This window comes from [Erwinia] mediterraneensis (genome assembly GCF_900604315.1).
Lineage (GTDB): Bacteria > Pseudomonadota > Gammaproteobacteria > Enterobacterales > Enterobacteriaceae > Pantoea > Pantoea mediterraneensis_A.
In genome coordinates, this window is sequence record NZ_LR026980.1 from 73,027 (window position 1) to 89,092 (window position 16,066).

General features: G+C 53.0%; 12 protein-coding genes. 4 read left to right on the forward strand and 8 right to left on the reverse strand.

All coding sequences use genetic code 11. The annotated features are described in order from the left end of the window. Positions 1-404: 404 nt before the first annotated feature. The 3 genes from E0E17_RS19340 to E0E17_RS19350 all read right to left on the reverse strand — a co-directional run bounded on the left by E0E17_RS19340 (position 405) and on the right by E0E17_RS19350 (position 2,456). A complete protein-coding gene (locus E0E17_RS19340; protein WP_130835800.1) occupies positions 405-1,481 on the reverse strand; it encodes a YsnF/AvaK domain-containing protein in 1,077 nt (358 codons plus the stop codon). A gap of 3 nt (positions 1,482-1,484) precedes the next feature. Further along, positions 1,485-1,916, reverse strand: a complete 432-nt coding sequence (locus tag E0E17_RS19345) for a YsnF/AvaK domain-containing protein (RefSeq protein ID WP_130835801.1) — start codon at positions 1,914-1,916, stop codon at positions 1,485-1,487. 252 nt (positions 1,917-2,168) lie between these two features. Next, positions 2,169-2,456, reverse strand: coding sequence for a putative quinol monooxygenase (locus E0E17_RS19350; RefSeq protein WP_130835802.1), 288 nt, complete (start codon positions 2,454-2,456; stop codon positions 2,169-2,171). A gap of 182 nt (positions 2,457-2,638) precedes the next feature. Here E0E17_RS19350 and E0E17_RS19355 point away from each other — a divergent pair, with 182 nt between their 5' ends. Next, positions 2,639-3,379, forward strand: a complete 741-nt coding sequence (locus E0E17_RS19355; protein ID WP_130835803.1) for an NADPH-dependent oxidoreductase — start codon at positions 2,639-2,641, stop codon at positions 3,377-3,379. Positions 3,380-3,433: 54 nt separating this feature from the next. Here the strand turns inward: E0E17_RS19355 and E0E17_RS19360 are convergent, their stop codons facing one another. After that, positions 3,434-3,985 carry an NADPH-dependent FMN reductase gene (locus tag E0E17_RS19360; RefSeq protein ID WP_130835804.1) on the reverse strand — a complete coding sequence of 184 codons (552 nt, stop codon included), beginning with the start codon at positions 3,983-3,985 and terminating at the stop codon, positions 3,434-3,436. Between the two features lie 575 nt (positions 3,986-4,560). Here E0E17_RS19360 and E0E17_RS19365 point away from each other — a divergent pair. Then, positions 4,561-8,376, forward strand: coding sequence for an NAD(P)-binding protein (locus tag E0E17_RS19365; RefSeq protein WP_130835805.1), 3,816 nt, complete (start codon positions 4,561-4,563; stop codon positions 8,374-8,376). Positions 8,377-8,414: 38 nt separating this feature from the next. Here E0E17_RS19365 and E0E17_RS19370 read toward each other — a convergent pair whose 3' ends face one another. The 4 genes from E0E17_RS19370 to eptA all read right to left on the reverse strand — a co-directional run bounded on the left by E0E17_RS19370 (position 8,415) and on the right by eptA (position 14,205). After that, on the reverse strand, positions 8,415-9,560 hold the full coding sequence (locus tag E0E17_RS19370; RefSeq protein ID WP_130835806.1) for a YbfB/YjiJ family MFS transporter: 1,146 nt from the start codon (positions 9,558-9,560) through the stop codon (positions 8,415-8,417). Positions 9,561-10,811: 1,251 nt separating this feature from the next. Then, the gene (gene pmrB / locus E0E17_RS19375; protein WP_439654646.1) at positions 10,812-11,870 is read right to left on the reverse strand and encodes a two-component system sensor histidine kinase PmrB; all 1,059 of its coding nucleotides are present in this window, start codon (positions 11,868-11,870) and stop codon (positions 10,812-10,814) included. 14 nt (positions 11,871-11,884) lie between these two features. Beyond that, a complete protein-coding gene (gene pmrA / locus E0E17_RS19380) occupies positions 11,885-12,565 on the reverse strand; it encodes a two-component system response regulator PmrA (protein ID WP_130835808.1) in 681 nt (226 codons plus the stop codon). Continuing rightward, positions 12,562-14,205: a phosphoethanolamine transferase EptA gene (eptA, locus tag E0E17_RS19385; RefSeq protein ID WP_130835809.1), complete on the reverse strand. Its 1,644-nt coding sequence runs from the start codon at positions 14,203-14,205 to the stop codon at positions 12,562-12,564. The genes pmrA and eptA overlap by 4 nt, the downstream gene beginning before the upstream one ends. A gap of 286 nt (positions 14,206-14,491) precedes the next feature. Here eptA and hipB point away from each other — a divergent pair, with 286 nt between their 5' ends. Beyond that, positions 14,492-14,749, forward strand: a complete 258-nt coding sequence (gene hipB, locus E0E17_RS19390; RefSeq protein ID WP_130835810.1) for a type II toxin-antitoxin system antitoxin HipB — start codon at positions 14,492-14,494, stop codon at positions 14,747-14,749. After that, complete coding sequence (locus E0E17_RS19395) at positions 14,749-16,056, forward strand: type II toxin-antitoxin system HipA family toxin (protein ID WP_130835857.1); 1,308 nt, start codon at positions 14,749-14,751, stop codon at positions 16,054-16,056. The genes hipB and E0E17_RS19395 overlap by 1 nt, the downstream gene beginning before the upstream one ends. Positions 16,057-16,066 lie beyond the last annotated feature (10 nt).

The window sequence follows — 16,066 nt, forward strand, 5'->3', positions numbered from 1 at the left end:
TTGAAGAGAAATATCCGCGCAGTCGATTCTGATCAGCTTGTAGGTTCAGCGTTTGTAGTCTGAGCCGGAAACCAGAAATCGTGCCCTATATTAAGACAGGTTCGCTCCCCTGCCTGCTGGTAGACATCTGAAATCGCTGGAAAGCTCACTGACAACGCGGGTTAACAGATTAGGCCGCCGCCCGCTACGTCCAGCAGAGGCGAGACAAAACTCAACCTGACAGCTCCGGCCTTTTGTGCAGAAAAAAACACCCGTATAAAGCGGGTGGCGGGAAAGAAGAAAAGAAAGCTGGCGACCCTCTCTTATACAGATAATCGCCAGGCGTCTGATAAACCGGGTTATCCGCAGAAACGGTGCATAACCAGGTTAACGACCGGGTATAACCCGCCGCATGTGCCGTGACGTTAGCCCTGGTCAAATTTATTCTGCACTTTGTTTTTTGCCGTTTCGGCTTTGTCAGTGGCCTTGTCGAGTAAAGTCTGATCATCGTGCTGAGTGCTGCCGGAGGCTGGCGTAACGCCCGGCCGATCCTGATCCTCTGCTCGGGAAACCGGGGTAGCGGGATCATCAATGGTCGCCGTGCTGTCTGTCGTCGCGCTGCTGCCAGCAAGCGTGTCGTTCTCACGTGTTTCCGGCGCGGTATGATCAATATCCACTTCCTGACGCCGCACGGTGTCGCTGACGGTTTCCACCCGCTCACTGGCGTCTGTTCGCACCACCACCTCTTCGGTAACCTGAGCGGTTTTATTGATAACCGGCTGCTCGTGGGTTTCTGTAACTTCCACCGTTTTTTCTGACCAGTCAACTTCACCGGGTTGCGCGGGCTGATTGATGTCACGGCGGAAAATATCCGCATGCTGCTCGCGCAGCGAAACATCATGGGTCACTTCATCAGTGATGGTGTAGCGACGCACACGGGTCGAACCCTCACTCACCAGACGTTTACCTACCTCCAGACGCTCTTGCGCCAGACGCAGCACCTCCTCCTCACTCTCATCGCCAGTCAGCGAGGTACGCAGCGGCGTCGTGTCATTACCGGTCAGCGCGCTGTTTTGTGTCTCCGACAGGTTAGCCCCCCGGTCACCGGTCATAATCGGATCCGCTGACGGGGAGACCGTAGAAACGCTGCCGCTGGTGTCCTGGTAATCAGGCGTATTTTGCAGCGGCGTATCGATCGATTCATGGGCATCAAGAATGGTTAACGCGCGTGGCAGTTGATCTTCATCGGCACGCAATGTCAGCACCACGCCGTCAGAGGCGAGCGCTTCGTTATACACAGCAGCCTGTTCATCATCTACCGTATCGCCAAACAGACGCTGCCAGAGGTTGGGGCGAAGAGCGTCATGACCTTCAGACGCTAAACGCTCGCCAGAGAGAATATCGATATCGCTGTCAGGATAGCCAGCCTTCAGCAGGCTACGTTTGGCGCCTTCCGCCTGGGCCAGCGTTTTGTATGAGGTAACGATTTTTTCATGGGCCATGATCTATTCCTCTTTGAGGGATTGTGATGAAGAGGGGACTTCCTCTCGTTCAATTTTTGCGTGCTGTTTCCTTAGCGTTACCACTTCCTGAAAAGGAACCTGCTGCCCGATCTTGCGAATATGCAGTTCCTCCCTGAGGACGAGTTTCCTGACAATTTCAATCTCTTCCTCCACAACCGGCACAATCAACACCCCATTCTCTTCACGAATTTCCGGCATCGTTTCCACCGGCTGGGATTTCTCAATCCGCTCCACCTCTACCCGTTCATGATTAAGAAAGGTGTTGATGACTTCGTCATGTTGTGTCGTCGAGCGGGTCACCGTCACGCGGCCATCCACCACCCGCTTTTTGCTCAGCGAGATCTGTTCTTCAGCAAGCTTAAGTACAGCCTCAGCGTTATCCTGCGGCTTTTCATCAGAGGGTTGGGTTGTCATGATGTTCCCGGCGCAACGGCGATTAATGAAAGAAACTCATCCGCTAAGGCAAATCAGTAAAATAACTGTCTGCCCGTGACTTCACCGTTAAGCCTAGTTCAGTTCAGAAGGGAAAGAGGACAATGTTACATACTGTCACTCATCACAGGTCCTGCAGATCACGTGTGGAAAGAGCGTCTCCGTAAAGAAAGGATTTCAGACGAGCTCACCCCGGCAACCCTGTAGTGCGACAGCGCGCCGGGCTGATGTGGCTCAGAGCGGGGTCATTTTATGCACGCTTAAGGTGGCCTTGCCCTCAAGCGCCCGCAGCAGTTGTTGCAGCGGCTCAGCCTGATTGTGTTGATCCAGCATTTCAGAAGAATGCCAGCGCTCAATCATGACAAACTGTCCTGCGTCATCCAGGTTTTTGTGCAGCACATACTGTTCACAGCCCGGCTCGCTTTGTACTTGCTGTACCGCCGTTTTCAGTGCCTGCTCGACGTCTTTTTCATGACCTGCGTTAGCATTAATGTACGCAACGACAGTAATAGTGCTGTTCATATAACCTCCTGAAAGTAAAGTTTTCCTTAATAGCGCAAGCGGTAGGCGATGTCCCGGTGATACCGCCCGGCCCAGGGTTTAACGGGCTGTGCTGCATGGTCAGCAGCACCCGGCACAGAGTGTAAAACGGTCTGGCCAGCGGATAAATATAATCGAGCCTCTGTTAAAACGCCGGAATAAAAATGAATAACGTCATTGAAACTTTAATTAATCATCGCAGCGATCGTAGTTTTCTTGATAAAGCGATCCCTGATGAGATACTGAATAATATTATTCATTCCGCTTATCGTGCTCCGACATCCGTACATTCCCAGCAGGTTTCGTTGATCGTGACCCGCGATAAAGCAACCAAAGCGAAACTGGCTGAGCTGGCAGGCGGCCAACCCTGGATTGCCCGGGCACCGGTGTTTATCACTTTTGTGCTGGATATGCATAAAACCGCCCGGGGCATGAAGCTGGCGGGTGAAACCCAAATGGCTCACCAGAGCATCGAGAGTATCGTTTCCGGCAGTATTGACGTGGGTATTGCGCTGGCTTCAGCCATGGCGGCTGCCCATTCCCAAGGGCTGGGCGTGGTGCCGATTGGCGGGATTCGCAGAGATCCGCTGGAAGTGATTAAGCTGCTTAATCTGCCGAAAATGACCTTCCCGGTAAATGGCTTAACGCTCGGCTATGTTGATCAGCCCGCGGCGCTGAAACCGCGTCTGCCACTGCCAACCTTCCGTCATGATGAAAGCTATAACAGCGAAGCGCTGGATACGCTGATCGCGCAACATAATGACGAGCTGATCCAGCACTGGAAAACCATCGAACGTGACGGTGGCGAGAGCTGGAGTAAGACTGTTGGCAACTACTATAAAAGTATCTACTTCCCGAATGTGTTGCCTGCGCTGAAAGAACAGGGATTCGGCACCGAAAAATAAGCTTTTCAGCCTCTGGCGAACATTCCCGCCAGAGGCTTTTTCAGCAAGTTACCCTCAGGCCGCGACGAAAGCTGCAAAGGCTTTCAGCTGGCCCTGCAGGAAGGTGCGCGTCACCTCATCCACCAGCACATTATCTTCTACCTTCGCATTCACCTGCCCAATCATCGCTTCAGGCTTATTCATCACGCGCGCATCAAAAAATACCAGGATCTGGCGCAGATGATATTGCGCACGCGCACCGCCCACATTCCCTGGTGAAGCGCTCTGGATCAGCACCGGCTTCCCCGCCAGCGGCTGAGGCGTCACGCGTGATAACCAGTCGAGGGCGTTTTTCAGCACCCCCGGCACCGAATAGTTATATTCCGGTGTCACGATGATCAGACCATCTGCATCGCCAATGGCTGCGGCCATCGCCTGCACCGGGGCCGGAAAGCCCTCCGCCTGAACATCAGCATTATAATGAGGAAAATCGCCCGGCGATCCCAGATGATCGATGGTGACGCCTGCGGGCGCCAGCTCCGGCAACGTGTGAGCGACAGCGCGGTTAAAAGAGTCGGCGCGCAGGCTGCCTGTCAGCGTAACAAAATGCAGTGGTTTCCCCGTCATAGGTATTTTTCCTGTTTGTCTGAAGCTATTACAGGTGACCTGGCCACCTGTCTGCGGGTCAGTCACCTCCCGCTACCCTGTAAAAAGCATAGACGCTGATCTGTCACTCTCCTCTGCAAATCGCTGACCCTTTCCTTCCTTTTTCCCCGCTGCGCTTAGGCCTCCTAAGGGCTTTACAGGGTTATCATTTTGCGGCCGCGCTTTTGTAAAGTGACGGAGAAATCTGCTGCCGCTTGGCTTTCTCTTTTATCTTCAGTTGCTTGCACAACAACGCGTCTTGCCTATACTTTGGAAAAAGATTTCGCTTCGAAACCAGTTTCGTTTTAATTCGAAAGCGGGAGTGAAAAAATTTTTCTGATAGCGTTCATTCCCTCTCCACGCTATCCCTTATTTGCAGTAACCGCGAACCGCTTCCACCAGGCCGCGCGTAAATGTCTGTCACCTTCGGCATGGAGTGCCTGACCAACCAGAATGGCTCTCTCAGCCAGTCTGCACAGTAATGTTTTCACTCCTGACCCGTCGACCGGCGGAATGTCAGCGTGGTTGTTTTACTTGCAAGTTTCAGAGGAAACGGAATGACGTTATTTTCCAGCTTTTGGCAGGCCGGTTATGAAGGAGCTGATCATATCAACCCTCAGGGTAACAGGCTGTCGATGAACGAGATTAACGACCATCTGGCGCGCGCGCGCGAAGATTATGCCGCGCTCCGGCGCTTCAATATTCGCACCGTTCGTGAAAGCGTTGGCTGGCGGCTGGCGGAAACGGCTAACGGACACTACGACTTCTCTTCCGTTGCGCTGCGCATGCAGGCAGCCCGGGAGCAGGGTATCCAGATCAGCTGGACAATTTGTCACTACGGCTGGCCGGAAGATCTCAGCCTGTTTTCGTTAGACTTTGTGCCACGTTTCGCCGCCTTTTGCGCAGCGCTGGCTCGCTACCTCGTCCCCTGGTATCAGGAAGCCCCCGTCTACTCCCCGATGAATGAGATCTCTTTTCTCAGCTGGGGGATTGAAGCCGGGGTATTTTTCTGTCCGGATGCACCTGAGCATAACCGGGGCGATGCCAGTAAACGCCAGCTGGTGCGCGCCACGCTGGCAGCCTGTGATGCCATCTGGCAGGCCGATCCCCGGGCGCGCTTTCTGCACTGCGATCCCATCATTCATGTCATTGCCGATGAGGACAGCGCTGCCTGTCACGAACTGACCCGGACGTTATGTGAATCACAATATCAGGCCTGGGATATGATCGCTGGCAGGCGCGACCCTGAACTGGGTGGTGCTGAACATTATCTTGACCTGATCGGCGTCAATTATTATCACGCCAATCAATGGGAAGCCTTTTCTACCCGACGCCTTTACTGGCACCTGGGTGACCCGCGGCGTAAGCCGCTGCATGAAATGTTACAGGCCCTGCAGCAACGTTATCAGCGGCCCTTACTGCTGGCAGAAACCAGCCATGTCGGCAGCGGTCGGGCCGCCTGGATTTCACAAATCGCCGGACAAGTGGCGCAGGCGCAACTGGCCGGCGTAGACCTGCTCGGTATCTGCCTCTATCCCATTATCGATCGACCACAATGGGAGGATACAACATTCTGGACCCGCAGTGGACTCTGGGATCTCGATCGGCACGGTCCTGATCCCTCAGCACGTCAGTTACAACCGTCTTATGCCCATGCGCTGCGCCAGGCGCAACGTTCACTGCGGAATTTTCAATTGTTTATCTCATCTGCCAAGCTGGCTCAGGAGAACGGTATGAAACAACCTACGTTAATTGTATTCAGTCACTTGCGCTGGGGTTTTGTTTTTCAACGTCCACAGCACCTGTTGACACGTCTGGCGCAACATTATCGGGTTCTGTTTATTGAAGAGCCGATTTATCAGCCAGGCCCGGCGGGCCTGCATGAGAGTTCGCCCGCCCCGAATATTACCGTGATTCAGCCACACACCGATGTTGACGCCCCGGGCTTCCATGACAGCCAGATCGCGCCGCTTCAGCTGCTGCTCTCGACCCTCGTGGATGAAGATGAGCGTCCGCTGGTCTGGTTCTATACCCCTATGGCGTTGCCATTGTTAACACCCTTCCAGCCCTGTGCTGTGATCTATGACTGCATGGATGAGCTTTCCGCGTTTAATCACGCGCCGCGCCAGTTGCAACAACGTGAATCGGCGCTGATGAGCCGCGCGGATCTGGTCTTTACCGGCGGCACCAGCCTCTATGAGGCGAAAAAGAGCAAACATCCGCAGGTACACTGCTTCCCCAGCAGCGTAGATGCCTTACATTTTGAACAGGCGCTGGATCGCAATAACGGCCACCCGCTGCAGAGCGCGCTACCTGCGCCACGCCTTGGTTATTACGGCGTTATTGATGAACGGATGGATCTGGCGCTGATTGCCGCCCTGGCTGACAGCCATCCGGACTGGCAGATTGTGATGGTCGGGCCGGTAGTCAAAATCGATCCGGCAACACTGCCCCAGCGCGCCAATATCCACTGGTTTGGTCAGCAGCCTTATGAAGCGCTCCCGCAATTTCTGGCGGGCTGGGATGTCTGTCTGATGCCGTTTGCGCTGAATGCTTCAACGCGCTTTATCAGTCCCACCAAAGTACTGGAATATATGGCTGCCCAGCTGCCTGTGGTCAGTACGGCCATTACTGACGTTGAACGTCACTATTCCGGGCTGGTGGCTATCGCTTACAACCAGCAGGAATTTATTCAGGCCTGTGAAAATGCGTTGCAGCTCCCGCCAGCCGCCCGTCAGCAGCTGGCTGAACAGATGGGCGCCAGGGTGGCTGCCACCTCCTGGGATCACACAGCAGAGCAGATGTTCCAGCTGATGCATCAGGTTATGACCACTTCGGATGAAAATACGCGCCATGCAGGTGAACCCGCCGGATTACAGCCCGCAGTAAGCTGGCTGAAGCCCGTTAATGAAGATACGGATCCGGTGCCCTGTCTGATTATTGGTGCGGGGCCTACCGGCCTGAGCGCAGGTTACCACTATGGCGAAGGGGCGGTGATTCTGGAGAAGAATGACACGCCCGGAGGCTGGTGTCGTTCGGTGCAGGATAAGGGTTTCACCTTCGATTACGCCGGACACATTATGTTTTCGCAGGATCCCTATGTCCTTCAGCTGTATGAAATGCTGCTGGGAGACAATCTGCACTGGCAGGATCGTGAAGCCTGGGTGTATAACGATGGCGTTTATACCCGTTATCCCTTCCAGTCTGCCCTCTATGGCTTACCGGCAGAGGTGATCAAAGAGTGTATTCTTGGTGCGATAGAAGCACGCTATGGCGAAACCGAAGCGCGCACTGTGCCACTGGAAGTTGCAGCGGTGAAAGGTCAGCTGCGTAGTGAAAACCGGAGCTATCGCCGCGACTGCTGTGCCGATGGCGCAGTACCGGATGGTGAAACCTGCCCGGCGGCCGGGGACGAGGAAGCCAGCGAAAATTTTGAACAGTTTATTATGCGTACCTGGGGCAAAGGCATTGCCCGCCACTTTGCCCTGCCCTATAACAGAAAGCTGTGGAAGCTGCCGCTGACCGAGATGGAAACCTCCTGGCTGGGCGGACGCGTACCACTGCCCGATCTGGAGCAGATTATTGACGGCGCGCTGCAGCCACTGGCAAAACCGGTTGGGCCTAACGCGCGTTTCGGCTATCCGTTGCGCGGTGGATTCCAGGCGCTGATGAATGGCTTCCTGCCCCATCTGAAATGCACGCTGGAAACTAATGCCGCCATTGCAAAAATTCTGCCGCAGGCGCATATCGCGATCCTCGCAGACGGACGCCATTATCGCTATGACCAGTTAATCAGCACCATGCCCCTGCCGGAACTGATTAAGCTGATGGGAGATGAAGTCCCGCAAAATGTGCAGGCCGCGGCGAAAAAATTACGCCATGTCTCGGTACGTTGCGTCAATCTGGGTATTGGCCGTACAGCACTGACGGAGAAACACTGGATTTACTATCCCGGTGAAACCATTTTCCACCGTATCTTTGTCCAGGGCAACGCCAGCCCAGAATGTAACCCGGAAGGCAGATTCGGCCTCACTTGCGAAATCACATACTGCCCGGATAACCCCCTGCCGGCAGAAGGCGAGGCGCTGATTGCCCGCTGTGTGGAGGATTGCATTAAGGTAGGCATGATGCGCGCCGACGATGTGATTCTCACCGCCAATGAGGTGGATATGCCTTACGCCTATGTGGTCTACGACCATGCGCGCAAGGCAAACGTCACCCTGATTCGCCAGTGGCTGCTGACGCAGGATATCCATCTGTCGGGTCGTTACAGCGAATGGGAGTATTATAATTCTGACCACGCTTTTCTGGCCGGGAAACGGGCAGCGGAGAATGTGAAAACCCAGCTGCTCTCCCAGAGCACGCGCGGATAGTGGCAACGGATGCCAGCCGAACGCTGGCACCCTGAGCGTTATTCCGCAGCCAGCACGGCGCGGCGGCTGTACAGTATGGTTGCTGCCGCAAACAACAAACCGCCCACAGCTATGGCCAGCGCGGGCATCAGCGAATGAAACAGTGAGACGCTGAGCGCAGAAACCAGCGGGCCGGCAAGCTGACCACTGGCGTAGCCGGTGGTCAGTACCCCCACCATGCGCGACACCTGTCCCTGATGCAGCTCACGTCCCCGACGCATCGTCAACTGCATAATGGCGAGAAAGCAGCCGCCAGTCAGCAGTGTAGCGGTAATCAGTCCCAGCTCGTTTTGCCAGATAATCACGCTCGCCACGCCCATGCCCTGCAACCCCAGCGCGAACGCCAGCGCCCTGGTGCTACTGACGCGCATGCCGAAGAAGATCACCATCAGCACACCGGCAATTGCAGCAAGGCCAAAAAGCGGCCAGAACAGGGCGCTCAGTGCGCTACCCGGTAACAGGGTATGCGCCAGCTGCGACAAAAAGGTAACGGGGATGATATAACCAAATCCCGCCAGGGTATAAGCCACCAGCAGCGTACGCGGCGTGGCCGCAGCGGATTGGGCGTCCTCCTGGCTTTCTGCCTTATCCGCCAGCGATTTTGGCAGCAGCGGAATAAACAGCAGTGCGATCAGCAGTGCGACTCCGCCATAGACCTGCCAGCTCTGGGCCGCGCTGGCATGATGGGCAGCCAGCAGCCAGGCGAGCAGGCCCGTCAGCGCTATCCCTGCCCCCGGACCGGAAAAAACGGCGGCAGAGAGACGCGGGCTGTTACGTTGCGCCAGCTGTGCCTGCGTCCAGGCGGTAACAATAATCAATGCCCAGGCTCCCCCGACGCCGGCAATAAAACGGCAAACGCACTGAAACCAGAGACTGGCCGACAGAAACGAGAAAAAGGTCACCGCCGCCGTCGCCCACAATCCAACATGCAGATGCAGCGCCAGCCGCTTACGCAACCCGATCACATAAATGGAACCCAGCAGGTAACCGACATAATTCATCGATGCCAGCAGACCTGCACTGAAGAGCGTCAGACTCCCCTCGTTAATCATCACCGGTAGCTGCGGGGTCAGTGAAAAACGGCCCATGCCCATGACAGCAATCAGGGTAAAGCATCCGGTGAGTGCAATCGCAGCACTTTTCATAGTGAAAATTCTTATCAGCAACAAAACAGGCGCACACGTTAAAGGTGACCGGCCATAAAGAAAATACGCCAGTTTATTCCCGAATAAAAAAATAGTTTTACGGGGGATGCTGTCTCTCCGCAGATCAGAGCAAGCTGCAGCGCCCGGCCCTGTCCGCCACAGTATCTCTGCGCAAAAGTGCGCCCGCCGGTAGCCGGTTAAACAGCGTTGTGACGCACAGCCTTTATCGTGATAAAAACAGAAAGGGCGAAATAAAAAGGCCCCCGCGTCGTCTGGCAGAGGCCTTTTAAAATACTTCAGATTCACTGTTTCGCATTAATTAACTTAATAATGTCGTACTGCTTCGATACCGTGTTGAGACGTACTGGTGGTCCCAGGAATATTCGACACTCGATAACATGTCCTCCCATACGTTGAACCTAATGGTAATGCTCCGTATGTATCCTCCGGTCCTGAGAAAAACCAAAGGTATAGATCACCTGAACGATTAAACGCCTCATCTGTAACGCTGTTTACCGCTATTCTGGCCTGTTGCATGCATAAACAGTTGAATAACCCAAACGCGCGCAGAGAGTCGCTTTTCGCCCTTGCGTCCCCCCTGTTATGCGACAGTCAAACTTTACTGCAAGGCCTGAAAGCTCCATCATAACGGCAGGCAATCTGCCCGTTATGATTACCCCATAAAACATACACTTCGCGGCCTTTATCGCATCCTTTTTACGTAAACAACAGCACAATAACGCTTACTGGTATATTGTGTCGCTGTTATTCTTAAATTTAGTTGCTTTAACGGCCATGTCAATATTATTTCGCACTGTTTTCCGCTGATCTTAATCATTAGAATAAAGCTACTGACATTTATATTAATTCGTCATAGCGACCTCTTTCTCTCCTGTTTTGTGCATGATTAACCACGCTAATAATTGGCGTAATACATCGCTTAATTCAGGAAGGATAAAAATTTCAGCGAAACGCAAGGGGCATAACGCAACGGTGAAACGAACCGCCGACGGCTCCGTTCCGTTTATTGACATCCGCTGTTTCTCTTTGCTGACGCTTGTGCTTTGCAGCAATAATCTCTCCCCCGTAGCTTAAGGTTTCCTTAATCTTCCGTAGTTATACTTTTCTGAACCTTTAAGGAGCGGATGATGAAAAAACAGGCTGAGTGGTCAATGAATGAATATGTGTCGCTGTTGCTTTGCGTGACAGTTATTTTGAGTTTCCTGAAAATATGGTTTACCACCTGATTGTTTACTCAGGAAAACAGATACAGGCCTGACAGCCAGGCCCGGGATTTCGGTTTTCAAGAAAAAACTGTCCTTTATGCAACTGGACAATACGGGTGACAATGCTCAGTCCGAGGCCGATGCCGCCATAACGCTGATCCATACGGACGAAAGCCCGGCTCAGCTCCCCGCTTTTGCTTTCATCAATGCCCGGCCCTTCATCTTCCACTATCAGTGTGGGAGAAGGTAAGGCTACAACTTTCACACTAACCCGACTCTTTTCCGGGCTGTAGCGACAGGCATTTTCCACCAGATTACGCAGCAGTACGCGTAACAACGTCGCATCTCCACGCAGAGTCACATCCTCAGGCAGGCTGATGCTCAGTTGCTGCTGGCGTGTCATCAGCATAATCTCCAGTTCCTCCTGCATCGGCAACACCACATCTCTGCCCAGCATCAGACTCTGGTAATTCCCTGCGGTAAATGATTGACCGACACGTGCCAGCTGGAGTAACTGCGATACACTGTTTGTCATTTGATCCAGACGTTGAATAAGCGGCTGGACCGGGATCTGATAGGTTTTCTCAATCAGTTCCAGGTGCAGCCTCAGACCGGCAAGGGGCGTACGCAGTTCATGGGCGACATCAGCCGTAAACAGCCGTTCCCGTTCCAGATTGGCCGCCAGGCGCGAAACCAGTTGATTGATGGCCACCGTTACCGCATCGATTTCCCGTACGGCACTGTGATAATTCACCGGCGCAATCTCATCTTCTCTGCGGTTTTCCAGTTGCCGCTGCAGTTCCAGCAAGGGGCGGGTTATCCATTTTACCGCCTGAAAGCAGAGCCCCAGCGTCAGGGCGATCATGACCAGACTGGGCAGCGCCAGGCTGGCCAGCGCTTCATGAATCTCCTTTTCCACATGGCCCTGTTCATCACGATGCAGCAACGCAGCCTCAACCAGCAGCTCTATCTGCTCTTTGCTTTCATGCCATAACCAAAGCACGCTGATGACCTGACAGAAAAACAGAATAAATCCTATGGTTATCAGCAATCGAAAACGCAGAGTTTGGCTGTTTTTTCCCATCCCAAAGAAACGACTCATAGCGGTTCACTTTGTTCTGTGTTCCGGATCAGGGTATAGCCAAATCCGCGCACGGTGCGGATCGACGCTTTACCGATCTTATCCCGTAAGTTGTGGATATGCACCTCAAGCGTATTGGTCGAAGGTTCAGATTCCCAGTTATAAATATCGTGATAAAGAATTTCACGATGTACGGGATTACCGGCTTTCAACATCAGGCGAGCCAGGATCGCATACTCTTTCGGCGTTAAGTCAAGCACTGTGCCGGCCAGATAGATCTGGCGGTGGTTCATATCCAGCGTCAGATCGTTGACCTGCACCAGGCTCTCCCCCTGACTGACATGCCGGCGGATAAGCGCACGGAGACGGGCAAGTAATTCATCAAGCGCGAAGGGCTTGATAAGATAATCATCAGCGCCCGCATCCAGGCCAGCAATACGCTCGCTTACCGTATCCCTGGCCGTGAGGATAAGCACAGGCAGCATGATTTTCTGCCGTCTGAGACGCAGCAGGAGTTTCAAACCATCCTCATCAGGCAACCCCAGATCGAGAATAAGCAGGCTATAAATCCCGGCATCCAGGCTGGCCTCGGCTTCACGTACGGTGGATACGCCGTCACAGACATACCCTTCCCGCTGCACGGCCATTATCAGCCCCTGCAACAGCAGGGTATCATCCTCAACAATTAATATTTTCATCTTTTCCTGTTTCGACACATCGACAGGATGTCATCAGCGGACTGGTATTCCCGGGTCAGGGTGCCTGTCAGTCCTAACATGGTTGAAAACAGATTATCCTGCGAAAAAGAGTCTGACAATGCGAGCCTGGAAAGGCACGGCATATCTATCCCATAGCGCTTCTGGTACTCATCAGATAACCAGATCAGCAAAGGCACATGTTTTTGCTGCTCTGGTGCAATGGCGTAGGGCATGCCATGCAAATAGATCCCCTTTTCACCCAGTGATTCGCCATGATCAGACAGATAGACGAGACTGGTGGTAAAGGTATCCTGATGCGCCTGTAATAAGCGTATCGCTTTATCTACAATATAATCGACATACAGGATAGTGTTATCATACGTATTGACCAGCTGCGTTTCGGAGCAGCTCTGAATTTCATTTGTGTCGCAGTCTGGGACAAATTTACGGAACTGCGGCGGATAACGATGAGAATAAGTTGGGCCATGGCTGCCTATCGTATGCAAAACAATAAGACCATTGCCCTTTAAATGACGAATGTATTCGTCAAGGCCGTGGAATAACACATCGTCGTAGCATTCTCCTTTGATGCACATGCCGGGGAGATTCAGCGCGGTCATATCCTGATGGGGCACACGGTCACAGGCACCTTTGCACCCCCCGTCATTTTCATTCCACAACACCTGAATGCCCGCCCGCTGCACAATATCCAGCAGTCCTTCCTGATGGCTGGCCAGTGACTCGTCATAATGTGAGCGCGGCATATTAGAAAACATACAGGGCACAGATACTGCCGTCGCTGTTCCACAAGAGAGTGTATGTGGGAAAAAGATCACCTGATCCTGGGCCAGTTTTGGGTTAGTCGGCTTGATATAACCTGCCAGAGAAAAATTATCGGCGCGGGAAGTCTCACCCACTATCAGGATAGTCAGGTTCTTTTTCGTGCCAGCCGCCATCCGGGGATCCAGGTGCGCATCCAGACCAATACGCACTAAAGGCTGATTATCCAGACGGTGATGGGAATAATAAGACCAGGAAGCAGCAATGCTGTTTGACGGATTCAGCGCTTTAACTATTTCTTTGTGGTTACGAAACAGCGAAGCGTAATCTTTATAAAACAGCAGCGCCACTATCATTATCAGCAACGCTGAAATCAACAGGTTAAGGCCGCCTTTAGCCATCGCTCTCCACAGGGAGGCGGATGGCTTAATACGCACCCAGAAAGCCAGCCCGACCATTAACAGGCCGGCAACAGCGAAATAGAGCAGAAAGCGGGGAGTCAGTAAGGCAATGCTTTCCGCTGCGGTGGTATCAAGTATATTCACCACCATTGAACGGTCGAGGATAATACCGTAGTTCTGAATAAAGAACTGGGCCGCCGCAGAAACCAGAATGAACAGGCTCAGGACAATTCTTTCCAGACCGATCAAGGCGAAAAGCGTGGCGACAATATTAATGACGCACAACGCCACCAGCGGCATGGAAAGAAACACCAGCACATTGTGTAACGAGCTTAACGGATATACCGCAAGCACCTGGCGGTAGAAAGCCAGATTCAAAAAAACAGCAATATAAGCCGAAAATAACACCAGAAACCTTTGCTGACTCAGCGCCGGTTTGTGCACATTCATTAAGGACATACAGGGATTCCGCCATCAACAGAACCGCCAAGCATGACAGGCAAACCTTAGGAAAACCTTAAATGGTTTGCGGTGAGCGTATTTGACCGCAGGTTACAGGAGTTTATCCCTGTTAAGGGATAAAGTTGACGATATCCCTTAACAGGGATAAATTAATCATTAACCTTTATAGCGGATAAGTAGACTGCCATACCCTGGTGGTCATCTGGCAGCACGCTTTTGCTAAGCCGCAGGCCGTCGCTTGCTTCTCCGGTCATTGCTGTGATTTCTTATTTGAGTGCTCCTTATGATCTATAGTCCCCGGCAGCTGGCGCATTATCTGAAACTGATCCGCCAGAAAAATCACTGGACGCAGAGTGAGCTGGCTCGAAAAGTCGGGCTTAAGCAGTCAACCATCTCCCATTTCGAAAACAACCCGGACATGACGACCCTCGCTACCCTGTTTAAAATTCTGCAGGCACTTGAGTTGCAGATGAATATTCCGGAACAGAGGGAAATGCCAGCGCACCCAGCCGATCACTCTGCAGAGGATAACGAGTGGTGATCCAGGAACTCATTGCCTTCATGAACGGTGAGCGGGTCGGCGTGTTGAAAAAATATCGCAATGGCGCGCATGTTTTTCAGTATCACGAAAGCTGGCTCAGCAACAGACTGGCCAGGCCCCTTTCTTTGTCACTGCCCCTGCAGTTACCGGCTATCACGTCAGAAGCGGTTATTAATTACTTTGATAACCTGTTACCCGACAATCCGCTGATCAGGGACAGGATTGTGGCACGTCATCAGGCAAAATCCCGTCAGCCTTTTGATTTGCTGTATGAAGTTGGCAGAGACAGCGTGGGCGCAGTGATGCTGCTGCCCCCCGGCGAAGCGTTACCTGATCTGCATATCCGTTATGAACTGCTGAATGAGGAGAAGCTGGAGCGCGTACTGTCAGCGTATAAATCCGCTATCCCGCTGGGCATGATCGAGGGAGAAGATGATTTTCGTATTTCAGTGGCGGGGGCACAGGAAAAAACCGCGCTGCTGAAAACTGATCTGGGCTGGAGTATCCCGAAAGGCGCCACACCGACCTCACATATTATCAAGCTGCCTATTGGTGAAATCCGGCAGCCGTCGGCCACGCTGGACATGAGTGCCAGTGCAGAAAATGAATTTCTCTGTCTTGCCCTTGCCCGTGAACTTGGTTTCCGGGTCCCGGACGCCACGATTATGACTGTCGGCAGCATCCGGGCGCTGGCCGTTGAGCGTTTTGACCGGCGCTGGAATGCCGACCGGACACAGCTTATCCGCTTGCCGCAGGAAGATATGTGTCAGGCATTTGGACTGCCTTCCTCCATCAAATATGAAAGCGATGGCGGACCGGGTATCCGGGAAATTATGGCGCTGCTGATGGGGTCCAGCAATGCGCTGAACGATCGCTTTCATTTTATGAAGTTCCAGGTTTTCCAGTGGTTAATCGGCGCAACGGATGGCCATGCCAAAAATTTTTCCTTGTTCATTGAAAAAGGCGGAAGTTACCGGTTAACCCCCTTCTATGATGTGATTTCCGCCTGGCCGGTACTGGGCGGCACCGGATTAAATATCCGCAATCTGAAACTGGCGATGGGCCTCACAGCCACGCAGGGGAAAAAATATGCCATTGATAAAATTTTCCCGCGGCATTTTATCGCGACGGCGAAAAGCGTGAATTTTGATACGGACCAGATGAGGCAGATCCTGGATTTCTTTATTACGGAATTCCCGCAGGCGGTAAAACGGGTTGCGGCAACGCTGCCGGACGATTTCCCCTTCCCTATCGCCAACGCCATCTTTCAGAACGCATTGAAAATGCTCGAACGCCTGAAGCGCTGAAGCGAAAAGC